The sequence below is a fragment of the Mesorhizobium sp. B1-1-8 genome (assembly GCF_006442795.2).
In the GTDB taxonomy this organism is placed as follows: domain Bacteria; phylum Pseudomonadota; class Alphaproteobacteria; order Rhizobiales; family Rhizobiaceae; genus Mesorhizobium.
This window is the reverse complement of record NZ_CP083956.1, coordinates 3,016,583-3,042,056: the sequence shown is the minus strand read 5'-3', so window position 1 is coordinate 3,042,056 and position 25,474 is coordinate 3,016,583. Positions and strand designations below refer to the sequence as shown.

Here is a 25,474-nt window from a genome sequence, read left to right as displayed (position 1 = left end):
ACGGCGCCGTTGCTCTAGGAAACGCCGAGCCTAGGCGCTCGACCGACCTATATATAACCCAGACTATCCGTGCTCCCTACGCGGACCAAATCAGGCTTCTCGCATTTCACCTCAGTGCTGCATGGTCGCTCGTGCAACAGCGTGAGCGACCGATGACAAGCAAGCCCAACGGTGACGTCGGGCGATATCGCACTCAAGGACCTCGCCTCACGCTCGATGACCACAAACGAGCGACACCACGCTGTCGATCAAGGGAGGCTTACGTTGGACACCAAATTTCTAACCGCCGAGGAAGTCTCGGAGCGCTATCGCGGCGGCGTCTCGGTTGGAACGCTTCGGAACTGGCGGGCGATGAAAATCGGCCCGTCGTTCGTTAAGATTGGCAAAGCCGTCCTCTATCCGATCGACGAGCTTGAAGCGTGGGACGAACAGAACAGAGTGAGTTGCCGTGCATCAAGGCGACTCACTGAACTCACCGATGATCAGCCGTGACAATCACGATCGGTCATGGGGAACATGCCCCATTCCCCGGCACCAGTTCCACCAAGCTTCAGAGAAATATCTACAATATCAATGCGATGGAGAATCCTTTGGGATGATGCATAACCATCCCTCAGGCGATCCCACACCGTCCCGCGCGGACATCGAGATGACCAAGCAGATCATCGATACGGCCAAGCCGCTCGGCATCGCCGTCCACGACCACATCATCATCGGCCGCAAGGGCAACGCCTCGATGAAGGGCCTGCTGCTGATTTGAGGCGTTTGCCCGGCATCCGAGGTTTTGCAGGCGCGAACAACCCCAACAATTTCTCATCGGATAGTCGGCTCTGGAATTTCAACCGGAAATCGAGCATGATGCGGCTTGGTATTTCGGGTGGACCCTTCGCGCTCTATTGAAATACCGGAGGACGGGACATGGCCATCGCGCTTGTACTCGTTTTGATCGTCGTGGGCTCGGTGTTGTTCCACTTCCTGAGCCCATGGTGGTGGACGCCGATTGCCTCGAACTGGGACTATATCGACAACACCATCATCATCAGCTTCTGGATCACGGGCATCGTCTTCAGCGCCGTCGTGCTTTTCATGGCCTATTGCGTCTTCCGCTTCCGCCATCGCGAAGGCAGTCGCGCCGCCTATGAACCGGAGAACAAGCGCCTCGAATGGTGGCTGACAGTCGGCACCGCCGTCGGCGTCACGGCCCTTTTGGTCCCAGGCCTGTTCGTCTGGAGCCGCTTCGTCAGCGTTCCAAGCGACGCCTCCGATATCGAGGTCGTTGGCCAGCAATGGCAATGGAGCTTCCGCTTGCCCGGGAAGGACGGCAAGCTCGGTACGTCCGACACCCGCAACGTATCGGCCGACAACCCGCTTGGCATCGCGCCGACTGACCCCAACGCCCAGGACGATGTCGTGGTCGAGGCGGCAGACCTGCATTTGCCGGTCGGCAAACCTGTCAAGGTGCTGCTGCGCTCGATCGACGTGCTGCATGATTTCTACATCCCGGAATTCCGCGCTAAGATGGACATGATCCCGGGCTCGGTCACCTATTTCTGGTTCACGCCGACAAGGACCGGAACCTTCCAGGTCTTGTGTGCCGAGCTGTGCGGCCAGGGACACCCGCTGATGCATGGCGTGGTCGTGGTCGACACCGAGCAAGATTATCTGGCCTGGGTCGGCCAGCAGCAGACTTTTGCACAATTGTCGGCGCCCAAGCAAACAGGCTCGGCAAACCAACCGTCAGGAAAGACGATGACGTCCGGTTTGGACGTCGCGGCAAAACTCGAAGCCGTCGAGGCCCGCTGAACAGAGCACGGAGGTGCTCCCATGGTCGATGTCACACCCGCAGATGCTGTGCCGCCCGCCGAAGTCGGGGAGGTGGAACTCTACCACCCGCATAGCTGGTGGACGAAATACGTCTTCTCACAGGACGCCAAGGTCATAGCGGTCCAGTATTCGGCGACGGCGACGGCGATCGGCCTGGTGGCGTTGGTGCTGTCCTGGCTGATGCGGCTGCAGCTCGGCTTTCCCGGCACGTTCGATTTCATTACCCCGGAGGCCTATTACCAATTCATCACCATGCACGGCATGATCATGGTGATCTACCTGCTGACCGCGCTCTTCCTCGGCGGCTTCGGCAACTATCTGATCCCACTGATGGTCGGCGCCCGCGACATGGTCTTTCCCTATGTCAACATGCTGAGCTACTGGGTCTATCTGCTCGCCGTGCTCGTTCTGGCCTCGAGCTTCTTTGCGCCGGGCGGACCGACCGGCGCAGGCTGGACGCTCTACCCGCCGCAGGCCATCATGACCGGCACGCCGGGCGGCCAGGACTGGGGCATCATCCTGATGCTCTCTTCGCTCATCCTGTTCATCATCGGCTTCACCATGGGCGGCCTGAACTATGTCGTGACGGTGCTGCAGGGGCGCACGCGCGGCATGACCTTGATGCGCCTGCCGCTCACCGTCTGGGGCATCTTCACCGCCACCGTCATGGCGCTTCTGGCCTTCCCGGCGCTGTTCGTTGCCTGCGTGATGATGCTGCTCGACCGCGCGCTCGGCACTTCCTTCTTCATGCCGGCGATCGTGGAGATGGGCGCGCAGTTGCAGCACAATGGCGGCAGCCCGATCCTGTTCCAGCATCTGTTCTGGTTCTTCGGCCACCCGGAAGTCTATATCGTAGCGCTCCCGGCCTTCGGCATCGTGTCCGACCTGATCAGCACCCATGCGCGCAAGAACATCTTCGGCTACCGCATGATGGTCTGGGCCATCATCGCCATCGGCGCGTTGAGCTTCGTGGTCTGGGCGCACCACATGTATGTCAGCGGCATGCATCCCTATTTCGGCTTCTTCTTCGCCACCACGACGCTGATCATAGCCATTCCAACCGCAATCAAGGTCTACAACTGGGTGCTGACGCTGTGGCGCGGCGACATCCACCTCACCATACCGATGCTGTTCGCCCTGGCCTTCATCGTCACCTTCGTCAATGGTGGCCTCACCGGACTGTTCCTCGGCAACGTGGTTGTCGACGTGCCGCTTTCGGACACGATGTTCGTCGTCGCCCACTTCCACATGGTCATGGGCGTTGCCCCGATCCTGGTGATCTTCGGCGCGATTTACCATTGGTACCCGAAGGTAACCGGCCGCATGCTCGACGAAACACTCGGCCGCTTCCATTTCTGGGTCACCTTCCTCGGCGCCTACCTGATCTTCTTCCCCATGCACTATCTCGGCCTGATGGGCATCCCGCGTCGCTACGCCGAACTGACCGACATGACTATTATGACGGAGTCGGCCCACCATCTGAACTCGTTCATCAGCATCATGGCTTTCACCGTCGGCTTCGCCCAGATGGTGTTCCTGTTCAACCTGATATGGAGCATCCGCCATGGCCGCGAGGCGGGCGGCAATCCGTGGCGGGCGACGACACTCGAGTGGCAGACACCCCAGACACCGCCGGCGCATGGCAATTTTGGCAAGGAACTGCCGGTCGTCTATCGCTGGGCCTACGACTACAGCGTACCCGGGGCCAAGGAGGACTTCATTCCGCAGAACGTGCCGGGCACCTTCGCCCCCTCAAGGGAGCCGGCATGAGCGTCATCCTGGTCTTCTTGGCTGTCATCGCCGGTTTTGCCGGCTGGTGGCTTTCGCACCAGCGACTGACATCCAAGCCGTGGCTGGAGCAAGGCCTGGCCGGGGATTTCGTCGGCTCCGACCGGTCGGCCCTGCCCACCGCTAAGATCGGCCTCGGCGTCTTCCTCGCCGTTGTCGGCTGCCTGTTCTCGCTGTTTACCAGCGCCTATTTCATGCGCATGGGCCTGCCGGACTGGCAGCCGCTGCCGCTGCCGCGCCTGCTCTGGCTGAACACCGGCGTGCTGGTGCTGAGCAGCGTCGCACTGCAATGTACCGTGGTCGCCGCACGAAGAGGCCAGATGGACATGGTCAGGCTCGGTCTTGCAACGGCCGGACTGACCGCCCTCGCCTTCCTTGCCGGCCAGTTGATGGCCTGGCGGCAGCTCACCGAAGACGGCTACCTGCTGGCCTCCAACCCGGCCAACAGCTTCTTCTATCTGATCACCGCAATGCATGGTCTGCACATACTGGGCGGTCTGATTGGCCTTGGCAGGACGAGCTTTGGCGCCTGGAATGGCGCTCGTCCGGAGCGGCTGCGCCTCAGCGTCGAGCTCTGCGCAATGTATTGGCACTTCCTCCTCTTCGTCTGGCTCTGCATCTTCGCCGTTCTGGCCGGCTGGGCGGCGACGTTCATCGACATTTGCCAACGGCTGCTCACCTAGGAGACCCGGCGATGGCCGAGACGACACTGACGCATTCCAGCTCGATGGCCCGCCCCGACGGCCTGCGCGGTATTGCGGCCGACTGGGCCTCGGATCAGCGCGCGTTCAAGAACGTGTCCTGGGGCAAGGCCATGATGTGGATCTTCCTGCTCAGCGACACCTTCATCTTCGGCTGCTTCCTGCTTTCCTATATGACCGCGCGCATCTCCACGCGCGTGCCGTGGCCAAATCCGAGCGAGGTCTTTGCGCTTCGCATCGGCGGCACGGAGATCCCGCTGATCCTGATCGCCATCATGACCTTCGTGCTGATCTCCAGCAGCGGAACCATGGCCATGGCGGTCAATTTCGGCTACCGCCGCGACCGCCGCAAAACCGCGATCCTGATGCTTTTGACCGCTGCGCTCGGCGCGACCTTCGTCGGCATGCAGGCCTTCGAATGGACCAAGCTCATCACCGAAGGGGTACGGCCCTGGGGCAATCCGTGGGGAGCCGCGCAATTCGGCTCGTGCTTTTTCATGATCACAGGCTTCCACGGCACTCACGTGACGATCGGCGTGATCTTCCTGATCATTACGGCGCGAAAGGTCTGGCGCGGCGATTTCGACGTTGGGCGGCCCGGCTTCTTCACCAGTCGCCGTGGCCGTTACGAGAACGTCGAGATCATGGGGCTCTACTGGCACTTCGTCGACCTGGTATGGGTGTTCATCTTCGCCTTCTTCTATCTTTGGTGAGAGGCAGGCTTTGAGAGGAAGACATGGCTGAAGCAACCGCAAACGGGCTCGGACAACACGTACTGCACGCCACCCATGATGCGACGGCGGTCGTCAAGACGGACACGCATCAGGAACACCCGATCAAGCTCTATCTGGTGGTCTGGGCGTGGCTGTTCATTCTCAGCACCTGTTCCTATCTGGTCGACTATTTCGGCCTCCACGGCTATCTCAGATGGTCACTGATCCTGATCTTCATGATGCTCAAGGCCGGGCTGATCGTTGCCGTCTTCATGCACATGGCCTGGGAGCGGCTGGCGATGATGTATGCGATCATTCTGCCGCCGATCCTGGTGCTGGTCTTCGTGACGATGATGGTCTTCGAGTCCGACTATACGCTGTTGACCCGCATCGCGTTTTTCGGGCCCGGCCCCTGACACGCGATTCGACCCCAGCCGCAGCATAACCAGCCGGGAACCGCAGCCGCCGGAGCCTTGAAACAATAGGCCGCCGGTCCATTTTGATTTCCGTCGAGAACTCAAGCAAGGGAGGCCAAAAATGACGATAGCAAACAGACTGAGGGATTTTATCGACGGCAAGGGAATCCCCTACGACACCGTCGCGCACCATCGGACCGCCACCAGCAGACAGAGCGCCATCGCCGCGCACGTGCCCGGCAGCATCATGGCGAAGTCCGTCCTCGTCCACCACGAGCTCGGCTATGCGTTGGCCGTGGTTCCAAGCACCCACAGGATCGAGCTCAACAAGCTGCAGGACGTCATGGACAAACGCCTTGGGCTCGCGTCCGAGGACGAGGTGGTATCGCTCTTCGATGATTGCGACATCGGCGCCGTCCCGCCGATTGGCGCCGCCTATGATGTGCCAGTCATTCTGGATGAAAGCCTGCGCGATGCCGCCGATGTCTATTTCGAGGGTGGCGACCACAAAACGCTCGTGCATGTCAGCGGCAAGGATTTCCGCAACCTGACCACAGGCGCACGTCAGGCGCGGTTCAGCCACCCCGCCTTCTGAGCGCACCTGCACGGCTCGCCGGTGGGCGACGACAGGCCTTGCTCACTTGGCCGGTCTGGGGCCGGGTGGCGGCTCCACAACCTTGCGATACACATGCCAGGTCGCATGGCCGAGGATTGGCAACACGACCGCCAGTCCCGCGAACACGGGCAGCGAGCCGACGATCAGCGCAATGGCGACGATCAGGCCCCAGACGGCCATCACTACCGGGTTGGCCAGGACCACGCGCACCGAAGTGTGGACGGCTTCGTAGGCGCCGACATCGCGATCGAGCAGCAGCGGGAAAGCGACCACGGTGGTGCACAACACGACCACGGCGAACACGAACCCTATGGCGTGACCCAACGCGATCAGCGTCCAGCCACGCCCGGTGGCGAATATTTCGGCTATGAAACTGGACAATGACGTGGGCGGCTCAGGTCCGAACAGCTGCTCGTAGAAAATCTTGGCGGTCAAAAGCCAGGTGATGAAGATCGCAAACAGCATGATGCCGACGGCGGCGATGGCCGGCAGCGCCGGAGAATTCCTGACCTCGAAAGCATGTTTCCAGGACGCATCGAGCCCGGCTTCGCGCCGGCGACTGATCTCATAGAGGCCGATCGCCGCGAGCGGCCCGATCAGCGCAAAGCCTGACACCAGTGGAAACAGCAGCGGCAGCGTGTTTGCTCCCGACGTCCAGGTGGCAAGCACTACGCCGGCGAGCGGATAGATCATGCACAGAAACACGATGTGCGACGGCTTGACCATGAAGTCGTCGACGCCACGCTTGAGCGCGTCGAAGAGATCGGAAATACCGATCTTTCGAATTTTAGTATGCTCCAGCGTCTCGCTGGCACCTGCTATTACATGAAAATTTGCCATGCCCATTCCCTCCAGACCAGGTCCGGCAAGGTCGCAGCTCACGGGTGCTGCCGTTCGGCATGGCTGGCCACGCGAACCGCGACCTGCACCTAAGTCAACATACGCCCTTGCATGGGATTTGTCGCTCCGGAATCGGACCATGGCATGGAGCGGCTCGGATCGGGCGCTGGCTCCGAAAGTCTTTTTTCGATATTCTTGATGTCGAAGGAGAAGGTCATGGACGCAAGGACGCTTCTCATACTCGCGCTTGGCATCGCTGTCCTGCTGGTCCTGGGATTTTGGACATTGCCGACATAAAGGCCGGGGCTCAAGCGTTCACCTCGGCAATTGCCAGTCTCCTCTCCGGGCGACCACTGCTGATACCATCAATTCGCAGCTGCCGCGCGCATGACGATGGCGTCGGCAAGCAGCATTGCGAACAGCGCGAAAAGGTAGAAAATCGAATAGGCAAATAGCGCCTTCGCCGGTCTCATTTCCGGACCCGGAGCGGTCAGAACCTTCCAGCTATGCCAAAGGAAGCCGCCACCCAATGCAGCCGAGGCGATTCCGTAGAACCCGCTGGCAAATCCGAGGAGCCAGGGCAGTACGCCGACCGGTACCAGCAAGAGCGCATAGACAAGTATCTGTTTCTTCGTCGAAGCCTGGCCTGCCACATTCGGCATCATGGGGATGCCGGCCACGGCGTAATCGCCAACCTTGAACAGCGCCAGCGCCCAGAAATGCGGCGGCGTCCAAAGAAAGATGACCAGGAACAGGATAAGGCTTTCGATGCCGATCCCGCCGGTGGCAGCCGCCCATCCGATGACAGGTGGAAGCGCGCCCGCAGCACCGCCTATCACAATGTTCTGGGGCGTCGAGCGTTTCAGCCACATCGTATAGATCACGACGTAGAAGAAGATGGTGAACGCGAGCAGCGATGCGGCAAGCCACCCAACGAGCACTCCGAGCGTCATCACCGAAAGCGCGGAAAGCACCAGGCCAAAGCCGAGCGCCTCACCTGGCGTGACGCGGCCAGACGGCACCGGCCGTTTTGACGTGCGCGACATCAACGCATCTATGTCCGCGTCGTACCACATGTTCAGCGCGCCGGCCGCCCCCGCTCCAGCGGCAATCGCGCCGATCGCAATCACGGCCATGACCGGATTCATCCCCCCGGGCGCCACCATGAGACCAACGAAAGCCGTGAAAACAGCGAGCGCCATGACCCGTGGTTTCAACAGCGCGAAGAAATCGGCTGCCGTCGCTTCCGATAGGCCGATGCTGGTGCCCTTGAGGTGGCCTTCGTGAGTCGACATGGCAGACGACCGTCGATGGTGGCGGAAGGAACCGGCTATTTGGAAAACTGTTTGAGGTATGCGATGACGTTTGCCACGTCCTGGTCGCTCTTAAGGCCTGGAAACGCCATCTTCGTTCCTTTGACCATGGCCTTTGGATCATGGAGATAGGTCGTCAGCGTCGCTTCATCCCATTTGGTTCCGGACTTTCCGGCCTCAATCATGGCTTGGGAATAGCTGAATCCTGGATGTGTGCCGGCGGTGCGGCCGATAACGCCGTTCAGCGACGGACCAACCTTGTTCTGGTCCTTGTCGGCGATGTGGCACACCTTGCATTTGGTGAAGACCTTCTCACCCGCCGAGGCATCCTGTGCCCGTGACGGATTCACGACGAAGGCAACAACAGGCATGATGGCTAAGAACGCAATCGCGCGCATGGCATTTCCTCCCTGATCGCCATGTGCACGCGTGCCCGTTGCGGCGGCACCCGCGCTTCATGGCAAAGTGCAATATTCGCATCCCCAGTGGAATTGCGTTACCTACATACCACGGAATCCAGCCCAGGAGTAGGAAAAGCCAACATTTGCGAAGGTTTAGAGTTCACGCCGGGCTCGAGGCGGATCGGTATGAACGCCGGCAATAAAAAAGGCCGCCTTCGAGGGCGGCCTTCCAAAAATCAGTTGCGGAACGGTATTACTCGGCGTCCTTGGCGGCCTTCTTCTTCGGCGCGGCCTTCTTTTTCGGCTCTTCCGTTTCGTCGACGGCTTCATCCGCCTTGGCTTCGGCCTTCTTCGACGCGGCTTTCTTCGCCGGCTTGGCCTTGGTCTCGGCCTCGTCGTCGTCGGCCATCAGCTCTTCCTTGCTGACCTTGATGTCGGTGACCGAGATCTGGCCGAGAAGGTGGTCGACCACCTTTTCCTCGAACATCGGCGCCCTGAGCGCGTTCAGCGCTTCGGGGTTGTTGCGATAGAATTCGAAAGCCTCCTGCTGCTGGTTGGCCGGGAAGCGGCGAACCTGTTCGAACAGGCCGCGCTGCAGCTCCTCGTCCGACACCGTCACGCCGGCCTTCTCGCCGATCTCGGCCAGCACCAGGCCGAGACGCACGCGGCGCTCGGCAAGGCGCATATATTCGGCGCGCGCCTCTTCTTCCGTGGTGTCCTCGTCGGCGAAAGTGCGGCCTGCCGCTTCGAGGTCGCGGTTGACCTGCGCCCAGATGTTGTTGAACTCGGCCTCGACGAGCTTCGACGGCGCTTCGAACGAATAGGCGGCATCGAGCTGGTCGAGCAGCTGACGCTTAACCTTCTGGCGGGTCATCGAGCCGAACTGGTTCTCGATCTGGCCACGCACCACCTCGCGCAGGCGTTCCAGCGACTCCAGGCCGAGGTTCTTGGCCGTCTCGTCGTTGATCTCCAGCTCGCCCGGCTTGGACACTTCCTTGACGGTGATGTCGAAGGTGGCTTCCTTGCCGGCCAGATGCGCCGCCTGGTAATTTTCCGGGAAGGTGACCGTGACCTGCTTCTCGTCGCCGGCCTTGCTGCCGACCAACTGGTCCTCGAAGCCCGGAATGAACTCCTTCGAGCCGAGCACCAGCGGCTGGTCGGTGCCGGCGCCGCCGGCAAAAGCCTCGCCGCCGATCTTGCCGACATAGTCGATGCTCACGCGGTCGCCTTCGGCGGCCTTGCCGTCCTTCGGCTCATAGCTGCGCGCCGATTCGGCGATGCGCTTGACCTGCTCGTCGATCTCCGCTTCCGGCACCTCGAATACCTGGCGCGTCACCTTGATGTCGGAGAAATCCTTGATCTCGATCGCCGGGATGACCTCGTAGTTAAGGCGGAATTCGAAATCGGCGCCGCCGGCCAGGATCTTTTCGGCCTCTTTCTCGTCCTCGGTCATGATCACTTCGGGCTGCATGGCTGCCTTTTCGCCGCGCCCGGTGATGATGGAACGGGTCGAGTCGTTGAGGATCTCGTTGACCACCTCGGCCATGAACGACTTGCCGTAGACTTTTCGCAGGTGCTGCACCGGCACCTTGCCCGGGCGAAAGCCGTTGATCCGCACCTTGTCGCGGGCATCGTTCAGCCGCGCCAACAACTTGGCTTCCATGTCACCGGCCGGCACGGTGATCTTGATCTCGCGCTTGAGACCGGAGTTGAGCGTTTCGGTGACCTGCATCCTAAAACCTTTGTTTTCACCAATGAGGCTGCCAAACGGTTCTTAGCCGTTCACAGCCTGCCGGTATAATCTTGCCGGAAATGGCTTTTGGTACGGAACCTGGTGATTTGACCGCTAAAGCGGCTCAAACTCTCCTGAGCTGCGCCTTTCAAAATGTGAAGAAGTCTTTGTTTTTCCTACTTCTTCTCACATTCTGCAGAAGCGGATCGTCGCGTCCCGTCACATTCGACACGCCTTTTGTCACAGGCTAGGCTAATTTTCAACCATCTTCGCGATTGGCTGGATAAGCATCCTTTGGCGCCGACATTGACAGAATGATGGCTACATGGGATTGCCGGGCGACGCGGATGTGGCGGAATTGGTAGACGCCCTGGATTTAGGTTCCAGTGCCGAAAGGCGTGGGGGTTCGAGTCCCTTCATCCGCACCACCCTTCGCTCTTCGAGCTTCGGGTGGCACGCCGCCACCTGAGGCTCGAAGAGCCGAAGGTGTCCTCCGAAGCCTTGCGAAGGAGGACCGGCGCAGTCAACGCGCGTCGAACTCCTCACACCAAAGACATCTAGCTCTTCAATAAAGCGGCTCCTCGAACAGCGTCTTGTCGCCATCCATCAGCGCCTTGATCTGTGCCGTGCCATTGGCTGAGAGCGCCAGCTTTATGCCGAACGGCCGCACGCGCATATCGTTCTGGATCGCCATTCCCTCGCCTTCCGGCACGTAGAACCGCCCGATTCCGTAGTCTGGTGTGATCATCGCTTCCTCGTGCAAATCCCAGCCTTCGCTGACATGCCCGACAACATCGGCCTCATCCGCGCCGGCCGGCGCCGGTGCGTGGCCGAACCAGGCCGAGGTCGGCTGCCAGTAGCCGTCGGCGCCCTTCTTGAGCCGGACCACGATCGAGGTATCGTCGCTTGAGAACTTGTTGGGCGGGATGTTGCCGATCAGTTTCACCGGGATGCGCGATATGTTGTTGTTGAGCGAAATATAGTCGCCGCGCAAAAGATCGCGCGGATCGACGGGTTCGACCTTCAGGAGGATTTCCTTGCCGTTGCGCAGGATCGCCGCGCGCCCGGCGATGATCCAGCTGAGGAAGCCGATCTGGACGAGCGCCAGCACCAGCGCCGAGATAATCAGCTTCTTCCCGGTCATGTCGTTGCTCCTGTCCCGGCAGGCATCCTCATGCGCTTTTCAATGCGGATAATGGCCAGCGCCAATATGCCGAGCAGCACGGCCGCCGCCAGGAAGAAGCCCGCTGTATCGAGCATGGATTGCAGGGTGACGCTGTAGATGATGGCAAGCTCGAAGGCGAAGCCGGCATAGGCCAGCCAGCGCAGCCCCCGGCTCTCGCGCCCCGCCAGCATGATGGCCGCCACGATGCCGGCCAAGGCGACGATCGAGGCAATGGCAAAGCCGCCATTGTAGGTATTCCCGTCCGCCAGTTCGAACTGGACCATGGCCAGACCGGTAAGAAAGCCAAACAAGGCATGCAAGGGTAGCCGCCCACCTAGCTGAAGGACCTTGTCGATCGGATCGCCTGCAAAGACCGAGGCCGCGAACACCAACGCAGAAACGATGACCAGCGGAATGGCGATCCGCAGCGTCTCGTGGTCGTGATCGATAGCGCGCATGAAAAGATAGAAGACAATCGACAGGATGATCAGGTGGCGCGCGGCCTGGCTTTGCGTCCAGAACGAAGCGACGAATAAAACGATGGCCGCGACAATGAAGAAATCCGGAAAACCTGGATGCCAGTAAAATTCGCTCCCGTTGAGAAACAGCCACGCATCGGCGATGCCGACGGCAGCGACGGTCAGCGGGTTCGAGCGCAGCGCCACCGCCGCCAGCGCCGTGCCGGCGCCCCAGGTGACCAGCGCCGACGCCTCGTCGCCCGACAGGTGATACATCTGGCCGATGAGCGCGATCGATCCGCCGAACGCAGCGGCGGCAATGATCCACAGCGCCTCGCCGATCGCGGCGTGGTCGCGCGTCTTCAGCACCGCGCCGCCGACATAGCCGGCAAGGATGGCGGCAAAGAGTGCCGCCACCCGCACCAGACGCGGAATGGCGTCCCAGTTGGAGGCGACGAAGATCAGGATCGCGGCGCCGAACAAAAGGGCGGCCATCATCGCCAGTATCGAGCCGAAGCTTAATGAGGCGCGCTCGTGGGCGGCAACATCGCCAGTCAGCGCCGCGGCTGTCGATGCATCGATCAGGCCTGCGTCCCGCCATCGGGCGATATCGGCCCTCACCCGTGTCGCGTAGCTCGCCATATCCTTCCCCTAGGAGCCTGGTGCTTTTTCGGCCACTACCGGCAAGCCATTGACGCAACGGCATTTTCCGATTCGGCCTTATTTGTGTCGCAGGCGCGACCGGCCATTAATGCTGCAATGCACAATTTGCATTGCTGCCATGCGCCAATGGCACTTTTAAATCGATATGACCCTGCCTATTTTCCGTTCGTACACAAACGGAATGAAAAGACGAAACGAGCACTACCATGAACCTGATCCGCAACTACCGCAACTGGCGCCGCTACCGGGAAACTGTTTCCGAGCTGAGCCGCCTGTCGAACCGTGAGCTGACCGATCTCGGCATCAGCCGCCACGACATCCACTACGTCGCCCGCAAGGCGATCTAATCCGCTTCGGGCCGCAAATGGTCCGAACCAGTTTTGAAGAGAGTAACGACATGAACCTGATCCGCAGCTACCGTAACTGGCGCGTTTATCGCGACACGGTTTCCGAGCTGGGTCGGCTTTCGAACCGCCAGCTCCATGATCTCGGCATCGTTCGCGACGAGATCAAGATGGTCGCCCGCAAGGCGATCTAACCAAGCGATTTCGCCAGGGTCGACCTCCTCCCCGACCCTGACGGATACGGTCAACCTTCACCTCCTCCCGAGGGTTGACCATAAAAACGGCGCCCGCCGGACCTCCTCCCCCGGCGGGCGTTGTTTCCGAAGCGAACGCAGTTCGTCTTCTAAGCGAAAAGAAATTTCGTCAAAGCCGACCTCCTCCCCGGCGATGACGGATACGGTCGATCTTCACCTCCTCCCGAAGATCGGCCACCAAAACGACACCCGCCGGATCTCCTCCCCCGGCGGGTGTTGTTGTTTTGGGGGCTGAAGCCGCGTGGCGCCGAGCGTTACCGCCCACGCGACATTGCAATCGGACCGCCAAGCGATTATTCCGGCGCTTATGAGCAAAAATCCCATACACGTCATCGGCGGCGGCCTCGCCGGCTCCGAAGCCGCATGGCAAATTGCTGAAGCCGGCGTCCCGGTCGTGCTGCATGAAATGCGCCCGCTGCGCGGCACCGATGCGCACAAGACCGACGGTTTGGCCGAGCTCGTCTGCTCCAACTCCTTCCGCTCCGACGATGCAGAAAACAACGCCGTTGGCCTGCTGCATGCCGAAATGCGGCTCGCCGGCTCCTTGATCATGAGCGCCGGCGATGCCAACCAGGTTCCGGCCGGCGGCGCGCTTGCCGTCGACCGCGACGGCTTTTCCGAAGCGGTGACCAGGAAGATCGAGGCGCACCCGCTGATCACCATTCAGCGCGAGGAGGTGCCCGGCCTGCCGCCGGCCGATTGGGATCAGGCGATCGTCGCCACCGGCCCGCTGACCGCGCCTTCGCTTGCCCGGTCGATCGCCGAAGCCACAGGCGCCGATGCGCTCGCCTTCTTCGACGCCATCGCGCCGATCGTGCATTTCGACACGATCGACATGAACACGGCCTGGTTCCAGTCGCGTTACGACAAGGTCGGACCCGGTGGCACCGGCAAGGACTATATCAACTGCCCGATGGACAAGGAGCAGTATTTTGCCTTCGTCCAGGCGCTGGTTGAAGGCCAGAAAACCGAATTCAAGCAATGGGAAGGCACGCCCTATTTCGACGGCTGCCTGCCGATCGAGGTGATGGCCGAGCGCGGCGTCGAGACGCTGCGTTACGGTCCGATGAAACCGATGGGCCTGACCAATGTCCACAATCCGGCGGTGAAAGCCTACGCCGTCGTCCAGTTGCGCCAGGACAATGCGCTGGGCACGCTCTACAACATGGTCGGTTTTCAGACCAAGCTGAAGCATGCCGAGCAGGTGCGCATCTTCCGCACCATTCCGGGACTGGAGAAGGCCGAGTTCGCCCGCCTCGGCGGGCTGCACCGCAACACCTACATCAACTCGCCGACGCTGCTCGATGCCTCGCTGCAGCTCAAGGCCCGGCCCGGCCTGCGCTTTGCCGGCCAGATCACCGGCTGCGAGGGCTATGTCGAGAGCGCGGCGATCGGCCTGCTCGCCGGCCGCTTCGCCGCCGCCGAGCGGCTCGGCCACGCGCCGGCGGTGCCGCCGCTAACGACCGCCTTCGGCGCGCTGCTCAACCACATCACCGGCGGTCACATCGTTTCGGACGACGAGCCGGGCAAACGCTCCTTCCAGCCGATGAACGTCAATTTCGGCCTGTTCCCGCCGGTCGAAGCACCCAGGACCGAAGGCAAGCGCCTGCGCGGCAAGGACAAAACTATTGCAAAACGGCACGCCATCACCTCGCGCGCGCTGGCCGATTGCAGGGCGTGGCTGGGGCTGCCGGCGCAGGCGCAGGCGGCAGAGTAACCTGTGGCTGACGTCATTTGGCAGGACATCGCTTTCCAATTTGAGCCCGATGTAGCGCTGGCGACAGCGAAAGCGTGGTCGTGGCTTTTGCCTGAGCCTTGGACCCCACTGGTCTGCTCAATGGTCGGGGGCATGTTTGTCGAGCAACCGAACAACGAGGTTCATTGGCTAGACACCGGAACGGGCTTGGTCCAGCGGATCGCTCACAACCGGGCACGTTTTGAGGATATGATCCGGGTCTCTCCCGATGTCGTTGACGAGTGGTTCCTTCCGCCGCTTGTCGAACGCCTTCACGCCGCGGGCAAGAAGCCCAAGGCGGGAGAATGCTACGGCTTCACCATCTTGCCTGTCTTCGCTGAGGGAAAATTCGACGTAGACAACATGTTCGTGACTCCGGTCAGCGAGCAATTCGTCGGCATCGCGAACGTTCACCGTCAGTTGAACGAATTGCCGGACAATTCGAGGGTGCGGATCAAGGTCGTCGACTAGGTTCGTACCTACTCCGCCGGTTCGGCAGCCGCTGGCGGCAATCCCGGCTTTCCCGCCTCTGACGGATTCCTCCGCACATAGGCCGCCTTCAGCGTTTCCGACGTGTCGCGCGACCCGTCATGGCTCCAGCCGGGCGGCTTGATCAGATAGTTGAGGCGGTCGCTCGGCGTCAGCCCTGGCATTAGCGCATCCTTGAACATGCCGATCCATTCGTGGAAGGCCACCTTCAGCGGGTTGAAGGTGCCGATGTTCTTGACGATGCCGTAGCGCGGCCGGTCTTCCTCCAGTTCCTCGACGAAGGTGCCGAACATGCGATCCCAGATGATCAGCGTGCCGGCATAGTTGGCGTCGAGATAGCGCGGATTGGTGGCGTGGTGGACGCGGTGGTGCGAGGGCGTGTTGAAGATGAATTCGAACCAGCCCCACATCTTGCCGATCGCCTCGGTGTGGATCCAGAACTGCCAGACCAGGTTGAAGCCGAAGGTGAAGGCAATCACCGCCGGATGGAAGCCGAGCAGCACCAGCGGCGCCTGCAGCACGAACATGAAGGTGAAGAGGCCGGTCCAGCTTTGCCTCAGCGCCGTCGAGAGGTTGTAGTGCTGGCTGGAATGGTGGTTGACGTGCTCGGCCCACACCCAGCGCACCCGGTGCGCGATACGATGATAGACATAGTAGCGCAAATCATCGAGCAGGAAGGCGGCGAGGAACACCCAGATCGACAGGCCGAGGTTGAAGAAACGGTATTGCCATAGCCACAGCAACGCCCAATAGGACACCACGCCGAGCAGCAGGCCGGCCACGACGTTGCCCGTCCCCATCATCAGGCTGGTCAGCGTGTCGCGTGTCTCGAACGATCCCTTGGCGCGGCCGGTACGCACCAGCCAGAGCTCGATCAGGATCGCGGCGACGAAGAACGGGATGGCAAGCTGGGTGACCTGCGGAAAATTATAGTCATCCATCACGCGGCCTTTCGGATCTGGTCCTGCGTCTGCAACGAGGTCGCCACCGCCCTGGCGTCGGCCGCGCTGCCAAAAACAAATCGCCCGCCCTTCCAGGTGAAATCGTCCATTCTCACGGCGACCGCGTTTCCTTCCGTCGTCAGGCAAAGAACATCCCGCGGCGTGAGGATGCGTGTCAGGAAACAATCGCCGATACTCTGGACGATGCCGCAGCGCGCTGGGCCAAGATCGAGAAACGCTGCGCGCCCGTCCGCGGTCAATCGCACGGACGCTGGTTTTTCATCGGGAAAATCCTCGGCGAAACGCGCGAGCGCCTGATCGGCGCTGGCAAACGTCGCGGTCGTGGTGCCGCCGGTGAAATGTACGGCCGCGACCGACAGCGCAATGCCGAACACGACAAGGACGACCAGCACGGGCAGGCTCATGAAAAGGCATCTCCTCCGGCGGCTCGCGTTTCTTCGACGGGCGGGTCCGGCCGGGAGACTCCCTAGCACGATTGACGTTTACGTCAAAAAGGGAGCCCAGCCGCGCATCGCATGACGCAACAACAGCCAGTGCCGGCGCAAGGTGGAGAGCGTCGCAGTACGGCCAAGGGGTGACCGGCCTGCTGTCTCCATCTTGTCGAGATAGGCGCGTGTCAGCGCGAGTGGCAGGAAGGCTGGGCGCAGCGACACCGGGAGCGCCGGCGTGCCCTTCTCGAAAGCGTTGAGATGCTCCCGGGCCAGCGCAATCATCGCCGCCACGGCGCGTTCCGCGCCGGGGCCGCCGTCGCCTTTCACGAATTCCTCCGGCGAGGAACCGGCTGCCGCAAGTATGTCGGCCGGCACGTAGCATTGTCCGCGCCTGCGATGCAGCGGCAAGAGTAGCAAAAGACCGGTGATGGCTTGCGCGCAGCCTGCCCTGCCCGCCAGCTCGGCAGAGCGCGGGGCCTCGACCGGATCGAGCACCATCGCCACAAGCTGGATGAGCGCCGCGGCGGTTTCGCCGCAATACCCTTCGAGATCGGTGCGCGACGGCATCGGGTCGTCATAGAGGTCGAAGATGCGCGCCTCGAGCATGTTCTCGAAAGCCGTCTTCGGTAGCCGATGGGCGGAAATCGTCGCCCTCAGCGCATCGGCGACAGGATGGCCGGTATCAGCCTGGCCCCCGGCCATGATCACATCGCGCCACCATTGCAGCCTGACTTCGCCCGGCAACGGCTCACGGATGCGGTCGCGCGCGCCGGCGATCTCTGCATTGAAGGCATAAAGGGCAAGCATCGCATCGCGCTTATCGGCCGGCGCATAGAGCGCGCTGAGATAGCGGTCATGGTCGGCGGCGCGCACCGCGTCCACGACGATGTTCGGTGTGCCGGCCATTCAGTCGACGACGATCAGCGCCGCGGCCGCAGCGCGGTTTTCGGCCAAAAGCACGTTATAAGTGCGCACCGCCGCGCCGGTCGACATCGGGTCGGCCGAGATGCCCGCCTCCTTGAGTGCCGCGCGCAAGGCAGCCGGCAGCGGCCGCAGATCCTTGCCGGTGCCGACCAGCAGGATCTCGACCTTGTCGGCCTCGGCGAAAAGCTTGTCGAAGTCGGATGCCTTCAGCGCCAGCGGATCGGCCGGCTCCCATCCGTGAATGCCGGACGGCAGGCACAACAGCGAGCCGCGGTGCGACATGTCGGCAAAGCGGAAGCCGCCATTGCCATAGGCTTCGATTGGCGCACGGCCGGGGAAATGCGCTTCGCGGATGACAATGCCTTTGGCCATCGATCTAGAGCATGCCGAAAAGTGTGGAGCGGTTTTCGGACGACATCATGCTCCATCTCTTTGATTTAGAGCCGGATTCAGATTTCAGGTCGACTCGACCTGAAATCATCCGGCTCTAGAGCATGATCCCGAAAAGTGGGAACCGGTTTTCGGAAAAGATCATGCTCCGACAAAAGGTTAGATCAGGATGACGGTTCAACGAAACGTTATCCTGATCTATGACGTCAGGTCGCCACGGCCTTGCCGTTCACCGGCTTCTTCTCCTCGTCGGCGGTCGCGGCCTGCGGCCTGAGCTTGAACAGGATCAGCAGCGGCGCGGCGATGAAAATCGACGAATAGGTGCCGAACACCACGCCGAAAAGCATCGCCATGGTGAAGGAGCGGATCACCTCGCCTCCGAACAGCACCAGCGCCAGCAGCGCTAAAGTAGTGGTCACCGAGGTCAGCGTTGTTCTCGACAGCGTCTCATTGATGGCGTTGTTGAGAAGCTGCGGCAGCGGCATCTTCTTGTATTTTCGAAGATCCTCGCGGACACGGTCATAGACGACGATGGTGTCGTTCAACGAATAGCCGATGATGGTCAGGATCGCCGCCAGCGAAGACTGGTTGAACTCCAGTCCCGATAGAACGAAGAAGCCGATCGTCATCACCACATCGTGGACCGTGGCGACGATGGCACCGACCGCGAACTGCCATTCGAAGCGGAACCAGACATAGAGCAGGATGCCGACCAGCGCGATCAGCATGGCGATCGTGCCTTGCTTGGCGAGTTCGCCGGAAACGGTCGGCCCCACCACCTCGACACGGCGGAAGTCGTACTGGTCCTGCAGTTCGCCGCGCACCTTATCGATGACGGTCTGCTCAGCGTTCTCGCCGGCGTCCTGCGTGCCGACGCGGATCAGCACGTCGTTCGGCGCGCCGAACTGCTGCACCTGAATCTCGCCGATGTTGAGCTCCGAGAGCCTGCTGCGTATGTCGCCGAGATTGGCGTCGCCTTGCTTGGACTGCACCTCGATCAGCGAACCGCCCTTGAAGTCGATGCCGTAGTTGATGCCAAGCGTCAGGAACCCGACGACCGACAGGATCGACAATGTGCTGGACAGCGCGAATGTCCAGCGGCGGATGCCCATGAACGGGATCTTCGTTCCCGGCGGAATGAAGGTGACCGGCGCGCGCGGCAATTCCTTCGGACGCGCACGGCGCAGCCAGATCGACACCAGCATGCGGGTGAAGGTGAAGGCGGTGAAGACCGTGGTCAGGATGCCGATGGCGTAGGTGATGGCAAAGCCCTTGACCGGGCCGGTGCCCAGCCAGAACAGCACCACCGTCGCGATCAGCGAGGTGACGTTGGAATCGACGATGGTCGCCAGCGCCTTGGAGAAGCCGGTGTCGATCGCCTGGATCACCGAGCGGCCGTTTCGTCGCTCCTCGCGGATACGCTCATAGATGAGCACGTTGGAGTCCACCGCCATGCCGATGGTCAGCACGATACCGGCGATACCCGGCAAGGTCAGCGTGGCGCCGAGCAGCGAGAGCAGCCCCACGATCATAGCGACGTGGACCGCCAGCGCGACATTAGCGAGAAAGCCGAAGAAGCCATAGGCGACGAACATGAAGGCGACGACGAGTATCGAGCCGATCACGCCCGCCACCTTGCCGGCATGGATTGAGTCCTGGCCGAGGCCCGGACCAACCGTGCGCTCCTCGATGATCGTCAACTTTGCCGGCAGGGCGCCGGCACGCAGCAGCACGGCCAGATCGTTGGCGCTCTCAGCGGTGAAATTGCCGGAAATTTGCCCGCTCCCGCCCAGGATCGGCTCCCGGATGACAGGCGCCGAAATCACCTGATTGTCGAGAATGATTGCAAACGGCTTGCCGACATTCTGCGATGTCGCCTGGCCGAAGCGGGTCGCGCCCCGGGAATTAAAGGTAAATGAAACCACCGGCTCGTTGGTCTGCGAATTATACGTCGGCGTCGCCGCCGAGAGGTCCTCGCCCGAGACGATGACCCGGTTCTCGACCAGATAAGGGACCGGCGGATCGTCCTGCGAATAGAGGACTGCATCGCCTGCCGGCGGGCGGCCCTTCATTGCATCCTGGACCGGCATCGAGGTATCGACCATCTGGAACGTCAGCTTGGCGGTCTGGCCGATAATATCCTTAAGTCGCTGCGGGTTCTGAAGACCGGGCACCTGTACGAGAATGCGGTCGTCACCTTGCCTCTGCACGATCGGCTCGGTGGTGCCAAGCGCATTGACGCGTCGCTCGACGACCTCGATTGCCTGCGACAGCGCCGTCGACGTCCGGTATTTGATGCCAGCGTCGGTAACGGTGAACTTGAGAAGCCCGGGCTCGGAATCATCCAACGCCATCGACTGAACCGAGCCGCCGGTAAACAGGCTGGCATTCACCGGATTCGTTATCGGCTTCAGCGCTGCCTTTGCCGCATCGACCTGGGACAGATCATTGATGCGCACTTGCACAACACGCCCGGACCCCGAAAGTCCGGTGTAGTTGACCTTGGCATCGCGAAGCAGCGTCCTGATTTCGTCGCGCGTCGTTTGCAGCTGGTCCTTGATCAGATCGTTCTGATCCATCTGCAGCAGGATGTGCGAGCCGCCCTGCAGGTCGAGGCCAAGCGTCATCTGCCGCTTCGGCACCCAGCTCGGCAATTGCGCCAGCATGCTTGCCGGGAAGAGGTTGGGCGCGGCGAGGATCACTGTGACGGCCACGGCCAGCCAGATCAGGATCATCTTCAGGCGCGAAAAATAGAGCATATATCGTCGTCCGTCAGGGCATGCTGGCGGACTATTCCGCCGATAATTCGGTTATTTCTGGGCGTCTCGGTTCGCCACCGGCACGCCCTTAACCCGCACGTCATCGATTGTCGAGCGCGCTGAGGTCAATTTGGTGCGCTCGCTGGAATCGCGCTTGGTGTCATCGCCTCTGTCGGTTGCAATTCTAATTCTGAACGCCGCCGGGCGCTATCGTGCGTACCTCGACTATTTTCAGCGATGCCGCCATCGGACCGGAACGCAGAATCAAAGCAAGATCATCCGCGCTCTCCTTGGTGAAGTTGCCCGATATCTGGCCGGAACCGCCAAGGATCGGCTCACGGATGATAGGGGCCGAAAGCACCTGATTGTCGAGGATCATGGCAAACGGCTTGCCGACATTCTGCGAGGTCGCCTCCCCGAAACGCGCAGTACCCTTGGCATCGAACCGGAACGAAACGACAGGCGCATCCATGGCCGCGTTGTATGTCGCCCGTGCATCGACGATGTTGTCGCCGGAAACAATGACGCGATCTTCGACCAGATAAGGAACTGGCGGCTCGTCTTGTGAAAACAGCACCGAAGACCCTCGCGGCGGCCGGTTCTTGAGCGCATCCTCAATCGGCCAGGACGTATCGATCATCTGAAATGTCAGCCTGCCGGACCGGCCGAGAATTTCCTTCAGCCTTTGCGGGTCCCGCAGGCCCGGCACCTGGAGCAGGATGCGGTCATCACCTTGCTGCTGCACGATCGGTTCGGAATCGCTTTCGCTGGCCCGGAGCCTGACGGTCTCCATTGAGGGAACCATCGCCATCGAGTTCCGCAGTTTCATGCCCTCACCTGTCAGCGTGAGCCTGAGTAATCCCGGTTCGGGCTCATCGAGCACGAACTCCCTGATCGGATTATCTCCGGCGATCGGATCGGTGAATATTTTCAGGGCCGTTTTGGCGGCATCGATCTCAGCTGGATCCGAAATATGAACCCTGAACTCGCGATCCGATACGAAAAGGCCGCGATAGCCTATCTTGGCATTCCTCAGCAGCGAGCGGACGTCCTCGAGAACCGTCTCGAGACGTGACTCGATCAGATCGTTCTTGTCCACTTCAAGCAGAAACTGCGAACCGCCCTGCCGTTCGAAACGCGTCTGCCGCTTCGGCACCCAAGCAAGAAGGTCGTCGAAGGGCCCATCGGGCTTTATGGAGCGCGCGCCAATGAGCAGGCCGAAGATAATCACAACGGCGACGGCCAGCCCGATCAGGATCTTCGTGAGGCGCGAAAATCGCATTCGGCGTTGCCCATTACCGGCAGATTACTTTGCCCCAGGACCATTTGTCTCCAGCTTACTTCTTGGCGTTCTGGTTCGCCACCGGCTCGCCCTTGACCCGCACATCCGAGATCGTTGAGCGCAATGCCGTCACCTTGGTTCCGCCGCCAAGGTCGATCTCCAGCTCGTTGTCGTCGATCACCTTGGTCACCTTGCCGACGAAACCGCCACCGGTCACCACCGTGTCGCCGCGGCGCACCGCCGACAGCATTTCCTGGCGCTTCTTCAGCTGCGTGCGCTGCGGCCGGATGATCAGAAAATACATGATCACGAAAATCAGGACAAACGGCAAAATCTGAAGGTAGATGTCGGGCGAGACGCCGACGCCTTGGGCGTATGCCGGTGTGACGAACATCAAGATACTCCTGGATGATGACAAACCGCTCCGAGGCGGCCCCGCGAAATTTGGCCGGAATATAGTCGGTAAAGTTGCCAATGCAACTGCGCGAGGGAGCGAATCCGTTGCTTTTCCAGCCGTTTGGCCCATGCTAGAGCGTCTCGGCGAGAAACGGTATCGGGCTTGCCGAAAGGAGCATGTTCCAACAAAAGCTTGGAGCCGGTTCTTGCCGCGCCCCTGGAAAACCGTTTCCGCACCTGAAATGCCAGACCAAAGACCTCAGATGACCGACACCGGCCTGGATGCCTTGAACAAGAAGCTCGACCGCCTGATCGAGGCGGTCTCCCGCCTCGCCCGGCCGCCGATGCCGCAGACCGACCTTGCGGTGGCCGACTGCTTCGTCTGGCAGGCCGATCCCGGCTTTCTGGAACCGGTGCACAAGGTCAACCGCGTCGACATCGGCCTGATCCGCGGTGTCGACCGCGTCCGCGACATCCTAGTCGACAACACCGAGCGCTTCGCCTCCGGCTACGCGGCCAACAACGTGCTTTTGTGGGGCGCCCGTGGCATGGGCAAATCGTCGCTGGTCAAGGCCGTGCATGCCGCAGTCAACGCTTCGGACAAGCTCGACCGTCCACTCAAGCTGATCGAGATCCATCGCGAGGACATCGACACGCTGCCGAAGCTGATGGGGCTGCTGAAGGCCGCGCCCTATCGCTTCATCCTGTTTTGCGACGACCTCTCCTTCGACCATGACGACACTTCCTACAAGTCTCTCAAGGCGGCGCTCGAAGGCGGCGTCGAGGGCCGGCCGGCCAATGTGATCTTCTATGCCACCTCCAACCGGCGGCATCTGTTGCCGCGCGATATGATCGACAATGAGCGCTCGACCGCGATCAATCCGTCCGAAGCGGTAGAGGAAAAAGTCTCGCTCTCCGACCGCTTCGGGCTCTGGCTCGGCTTCCACAAATGCTCGCAGGACGAATATCTCGACATGATCGACGGCTATGTCCGTCATCATGGCCTGACCATCGATCCCGACACGCTGCGCGCCGAGGCGCTGGAATGGGCGACGACGCGCGGCAGCCGCTCCGGCCGCGTCGCCTGGCAGTTCACGCAGGACCTCGCCGGGCGGCTCGGCAGACCGCTCAAGGATTGATCTGGAATTGAAAAAGCCCGCTCCTGACGGAGCGGGCCGAAGACGGCGGGATCGGACTGGAGGTCAGGCGGCCCGCAAACGGTTCTTGTTCTATTCGAGATAGCCGGTCGGATCGACCGGGGCCGAGTTCTTGCGCACCTCGAAGTGCAGCTTCGGCGAGTCGGTGGTGCCGCTCATGCCGGACAGCGCGATCTCCTGGCCGCGCTTGACCTTCTGGCCGCGCTGCACCTCGATCGAACTGGCATGGCCGTAGACGGTGACCAGACCGTTCTCGTGGCGCACCAGCACGGTGTTGCCGAATTCCTTGAGGCCGTCGCCGGCATAGATGACGACGCCGTTCTCGGCCGCCTTGACCGGCGTCCCCTCCGGCACCGCGATGTCGACGCCGTCCTTGCCGGCGCCGAAGCTGGAGATGACGCGGCCGCGCACCGGCCAGCGCATCTTGCCGATGCCGGTTGCATCCGGCGCCACCGCGTCTTCATCCTCGGCTTGCTGAATGACCTTGGCGTCCTTCTTCGGCGGCGTGTAGGAGGCGAGCGTCTCCGACGGCGTGGCCTTTGCCGGCGGCGGCGTCGTCGCCGTCGTCACCGGATCGACCGCAGGCTTGGCGGAGGCCACAACGGTGCCGCCGGCCGGAACCTTCAGCGTCTGGCCGATCTTCAAGAGGCCGTTTTCCATGCCGTTGGCCTGCTTCAGCGCGGTGACGCTGACACCCGTCTTCCTGGCGATCGAGGACAGGCTGTCGCCCTGCTGAACGGTATAGCTGCCGCCGGCGCCTGCCGGCTTGGCGGCGGCCACTTGCGGCGCGGGCCTGGCGTTCTTCGAGCCGCTTGCCGCTGCCGACGCATCGATCTGCGCGGCGGACTTGCCGTCCTTGACCTTCGGCTGCTGCGGCAAAACGGCGACTTTGTCCTGCCCGCTGGCGGGCTTCTTTGGAGCATTGGCGGGCTTGGCGTCGGCCACTTTCGGCTCCGCCTTACTCGAATAAGCATAGGCCGGGATGACGATCTTCTGACCGCTCCGGATGCCCTTCTTCGGGTCGATCCCGTTGACCTTGGCGATGGCGTCGGCGGGCACATGATAGTGCTGCGCCAGGCCCGACAGCGTCTCGCCCTCGCGGACCACGATCTCTGTGGCATGCGGCGTCGCATTTGCGGCGCGCGTTGCATCAGGCTCGGCGGTCTTGAACGGCTTCGTCGCCGGCGTGACCGTACCGGTCGCCGTCTTGTCCAGGTGCGGCGCGGCAGGAGCCGGCGCGGGCGCCGGAGCCGCGGCGGTGCGCATCGGCCTGGCGGGTGAAGCGGCCGCCTGCGACGGCGGCGGCAATTGCTGGACCGAAACCGGCTCCAGGCTGGAGCGGCTCACCGATTGGGTGTGGCTGCCGTCGACCGGCGCCGGCGCGACCGATGTGTCGCCCGGATAGGGCTGGTCGGCATTCTGCTTGTTGATGATGGCGCGCTGGTTGTTGGTGGATGAGGTGAAGACGTCATCGACACCATTGAAGCGCATCGCCTGCGAGCTGCACCCGGCTGCGGCGCCGGCGATCAGGATGAGGGCGCAGCCACGCGCCAGAATGCGTCCGTTTGCCTTCAAAACATTGAATTGCATCGCATTAACCCGCACAGACCCGGTACAAACTGGCCCGATTAAAGCGTGTTAATGTTACCGGCGGGTTAACCCATTAGAATCCGACGAAAATTTTCTTAAAACATTCGACGGCGTTTTGGCGGATGTCCGGT

Annotated in this window: 26 protein-coding genes, 1 tRNA gene and 1 pseudogene; 14 read left to right on the top strand and 14 right to left on the bottom strand. The window is 61.6% G+C overall.

Features of this window, described 5'->3' with window-relative positions; genetic code table 11:
- Positions 1–264: 264 nt before the first annotated feature.
- The 8 genes and pseudogenes from FJ974_RS14765 (at position 265) to FJ974_RS14730 (ending at position 6,037) form a co-directional block, all read left to right on the top strand.
- Positions 265–492, top strand: coding sequence for a helix-turn-helix transcriptional regulator (locus FJ974_RS14765; RefSeq protein ID WP_226891263.1), 228 nt, complete (start codon positions 265–267; stop codon positions 490–492).
- 103 nt (positions 493–595) lie between these two features.
- Positions 596–760 (top strand): annotated as a pseudogene (locus tag FJ974_RS14760) (JAB domain-containing protein); the annotation flags it as partial.
- Between the two features lie 158 nt (positions 761–918).
- On the top strand, positions 919–1,803 hold the full coding sequence (locus FJ974_RS14755; protein WP_140534354.1) for a cytochrome c oxidase subunit II: 885 nt from the start codon (positions 919–921) through the stop codon (positions 1,801–1,803).
- 21 nt (positions 1,804–1,824) lie between these two features.
- Positions 1,825–3,594 carry a cytochrome c oxidase subunit I gene (gene ctaD / locus FJ974_RS14750; RefSeq protein ID WP_140534356.1) on the top strand — a complete coding sequence of 590 codons (1,770 nt, stop codon included), beginning with the start codon at positions 1,825–1,827 and terminating at the stop codon, positions 3,592–3,594.
- Positions 3,591–4,295 (top strand): cytochrome c oxidase subunit 3, encoded by a 705-nt coding sequence (locus FJ974_RS14745; RefSeq protein ID WP_140534358.1) that lies wholly within the window; start codon positions 3,591–3,593, stop codon positions 4,293–4,295. Before ctaD ends, FJ974_RS14745 begins: the two co-directional genes overlap by 4 nt.
- 11 nt (positions 4,296–4,306) lie before the next feature.
- Complete coding sequence (locus tag FJ974_RS14740; protein ID WP_140534359.1) at positions 4,307–5,026, top strand: heme-copper oxidase subunit III family protein; 720 nt, start codon at positions 4,307–4,309, stop codon at positions 5,024–5,026.
- Between the two features lie 23 nt (positions 5,027–5,049).
- Entirely contained in the window at positions 5,050–5,442 is a 393-nt protein-coding gene (locus FJ974_RS14735) for a cytochrome C oxidase subunit IV family protein (RefSeq protein ID WP_140534361.1), read from the top strand.
- A gap of 121 nt (positions 5,443–5,563) precedes the next feature.
- Complete coding sequence (locus FJ974_RS14730; RefSeq protein ID WP_140534363.1) at positions 5,564–6,037, top strand: aminoacyl-tRNA deacylase; 474 nt, start codon at positions 5,564–5,566, stop codon at positions 6,035–6,037.
- A gap of 42 nt (positions 6,038–6,079) precedes the next feature.
- Here the strand turns inward: FJ974_RS14730 and FJ974_RS14725 are convergent, their stop codons facing one another.
- From FJ974_RS14725 to tig, 4 genes are all read right to left on the bottom strand, one after another.
- A complete protein-coding gene (locus tag FJ974_RS14725) occupies positions 6,080–6,898 on the bottom strand; it encodes a DUF2189 domain-containing protein (RefSeq protein WP_140534364.1) in 819 nt (272 codons plus the stop codon).
- 365 nt (positions 6,899–7,263) lie between these two features.
- Entirely contained in the window at positions 7,264–8,193 is a 930-nt protein-coding gene (locus FJ974_RS14720; protein ID WP_140534366.1) for a heme o synthase, read from the bottom strand.
- 35 nt (positions 8,194–8,228) lie between these two features.
- On the bottom strand, positions 8,229–8,609 hold the full coding sequence (locus FJ974_RS14715) for a c-type cytochrome (RefSeq protein WP_140534368.1): 381 nt from the start codon (positions 8,607–8,609) through the stop codon (positions 8,229–8,231).
- Between the two features lie 256 nt (positions 8,610–8,865).
- Positions 8,866–10,344 (bottom strand): trigger factor, encoded by a 1,479-nt coding sequence (tig, locus tag FJ974_RS14710; RefSeq protein ID WP_140534369.1) that lies wholly within the window; start codon positions 10,342–10,344, stop codon positions 8,866–8,868.
- 343 nt (positions 10,345–10,687) lie between these two features.
- Between tig and FJ974_RS14705 the strand changes: the two genes are divergently transcribed.
- Positions 10,688–10,772: transfer RNA gene (locus FJ974_RS14705), tRNA-Leu, on the top strand.
- 137 nt (positions 10,773–10,909) lie between these two features.
- Here FJ974_RS14705 and FJ974_RS14700 read toward each other — a convergent pair.
- Both FJ974_RS14700 and FJ974_RS14695 read right to left on the bottom strand, forming a co-directional pair.
- Positions 10,910–11,488 carry a GDYXXLXY domain-containing protein gene (locus FJ974_RS14700; protein WP_140534371.1) on the bottom strand — a complete coding sequence of 193 codons (579 nt, stop codon included), beginning with the start codon at positions 11,486–11,488 and terminating at the stop codon, positions 10,910–10,912.
- A complete protein-coding gene (locus FJ974_RS14695) occupies positions 11,485–12,609 on the bottom strand; it encodes a DUF2157 domain-containing protein (RefSeq protein ID WP_140534372.1) in 1,125 nt (374 codons plus the stop codon). Before FJ974_RS14695 ends, FJ974_RS14700 begins: the two co-directional genes overlap by 4 nt.
- Before the next feature lie 227 nt (positions 12,610–12,836).
- Between FJ974_RS14695 and FJ974_RS14690 the strand changes: the two genes are divergently transcribed.
- The 4 genes from FJ974_RS14690 to FJ974_RS14675 all read left to right on the top strand — a co-directional run bounded on the left by FJ974_RS14690 (position 12,837) and on the right by FJ974_RS14675 (position 15,434).
- On the top strand, positions 12,837–12,977 hold the full coding sequence (locus tag FJ974_RS14690; RefSeq protein ID WP_140534374.1) for a DUF1127 domain-containing protein: 141 nt from the start codon (positions 12,837–12,839) through the stop codon (positions 12,975–12,977).
- Between the two features lie 50 nt (positions 12,978–13,027).
- Positions 13,028–13,168, top strand: coding sequence for a DUF1127 domain-containing protein (locus tag FJ974_RS14685; RefSeq protein WP_140534375.1), 141 nt, complete (start codon positions 13,028–13,030; stop codon positions 13,166–13,168).
- A gap of 367 nt (positions 13,169–13,535) precedes the next feature.
- Positions 13,536–14,945: a methylenetetrahydrofolate--tRNA-(uracil(54)-C(5))-methyltransferase (FADH(2)-oxidizing) TrmFO gene (trmFO, locus tag FJ974_RS14680; RefSeq protein WP_140534377.1), complete on the top strand. Its 1,410-nt coding sequence runs from the start codon at positions 13,536–13,538 to the stop codon at positions 14,943–14,945.
- A gap of 3 nt (positions 14,946–14,948) precedes the next feature.
- A complete protein-coding gene (locus FJ974_RS14675) occupies positions 14,949–15,434 on the top strand; it encodes a T6SS immunity protein Tdi1 domain-containing protein (protein WP_140534378.1) in 486 nt (161 codons plus the stop codon).
- A gap of 8 nt (positions 15,435–15,442) precedes the next feature.
- Here the strand turns inward: FJ974_RS14675 and FJ974_RS14670 are convergent, their stop codons facing one another.
- From FJ974_RS14670 to yajC, 7 genes are all read right to left on the bottom strand, one after another.
- Entirely contained in the window at positions 15,443–16,393 is a 951-nt protein-coding gene (locus FJ974_RS14670) for a sterol desaturase family protein (RefSeq protein ID WP_181177181.1), read from the bottom strand.
- Entirely contained in the window at positions 16,393–16,788 is a 396-nt protein-coding gene (locus FJ974_RS14665; protein ID WP_319023036.1) for a hypothetical protein, read from the bottom strand. The genes FJ974_RS14670 and FJ974_RS14665 overlap by 1 nt, the downstream gene beginning before the upstream one ends.
- A 108-nt stretch (positions 16,789–16,896) precedes the next feature.
- Positions 16,897–17,751 carry a phytoene/squalene synthase family protein gene (locus FJ974_RS14660; RefSeq protein WP_181177182.1) on the bottom strand — a complete coding sequence of 285 codons (855 nt, stop codon included), beginning with the start codon at positions 17,749–17,751 and terminating at the stop codon, positions 16,897–16,899.
- Positions 17,752–18,141, bottom strand: coding sequence for an Mth938-like domain-containing protein (locus FJ974_RS14655; RefSeq protein WP_140534383.1), 390 nt, complete (start codon positions 18,139–18,141; stop codon positions 17,752–17,754).
- A gap of 224 nt (positions 18,142–18,365) precedes the next feature.
- Entirely contained in the window at positions 18,366–20,918 is a 2,553-nt protein-coding gene (gene secDF / locus FJ974_RS14650; RefSeq protein ID WP_140534385.1) for a protein translocase subunit SecDF, read from the bottom strand.
- Between the two features lie 184 nt (positions 20,919–21,102).
- Positions 21,103–22,200, bottom strand: a complete 1,098-nt coding sequence (locus tag FJ974_RS14645) for a SecDF P1 head subdomain-containing protein (protein WP_140534386.1) — start codon at positions 22,198–22,200, stop codon at positions 21,103–21,105.
- A gap of 55 nt (positions 22,201–22,255) precedes the next feature.
- Positions 22,256–22,594, bottom strand: a complete 339-nt coding sequence (gene yajC, locus FJ974_RS14640; protein ID WP_140534388.1) for a preprotein translocase subunit YajC — start codon at positions 22,592–22,594, stop codon at positions 22,256–22,258.
- Between the two features lie 265 nt (positions 22,595–22,859).
- Here yajC and FJ974_RS14635 point away from each other — a divergent pair, with 265 nt between their 5' ends.
- A complete protein-coding gene (locus FJ974_RS14635) occupies positions 22,860–23,735 on the top strand; it encodes an ATP-binding protein (protein ID WP_140534390.1) in 876 nt (291 codons plus the stop codon).
- A gap of 90 nt (positions 23,736–23,825) precedes the next feature.
- Here the strand turns inward: FJ974_RS14635 and FJ974_RS14630 are convergent, their stop codons facing one another.
- Positions 23,826–25,343: a LysM peptidoglycan-binding domain-containing M23 family metallopeptidase gene (locus FJ974_RS14630; protein ID WP_140534392.1), complete on the bottom strand. Its 1,518-nt coding sequence runs from the start codon at positions 25,341–25,343 to the stop codon at positions 23,826–23,828.
- Positions 25,344–25,474 lie beyond the last annotated feature (131 nt).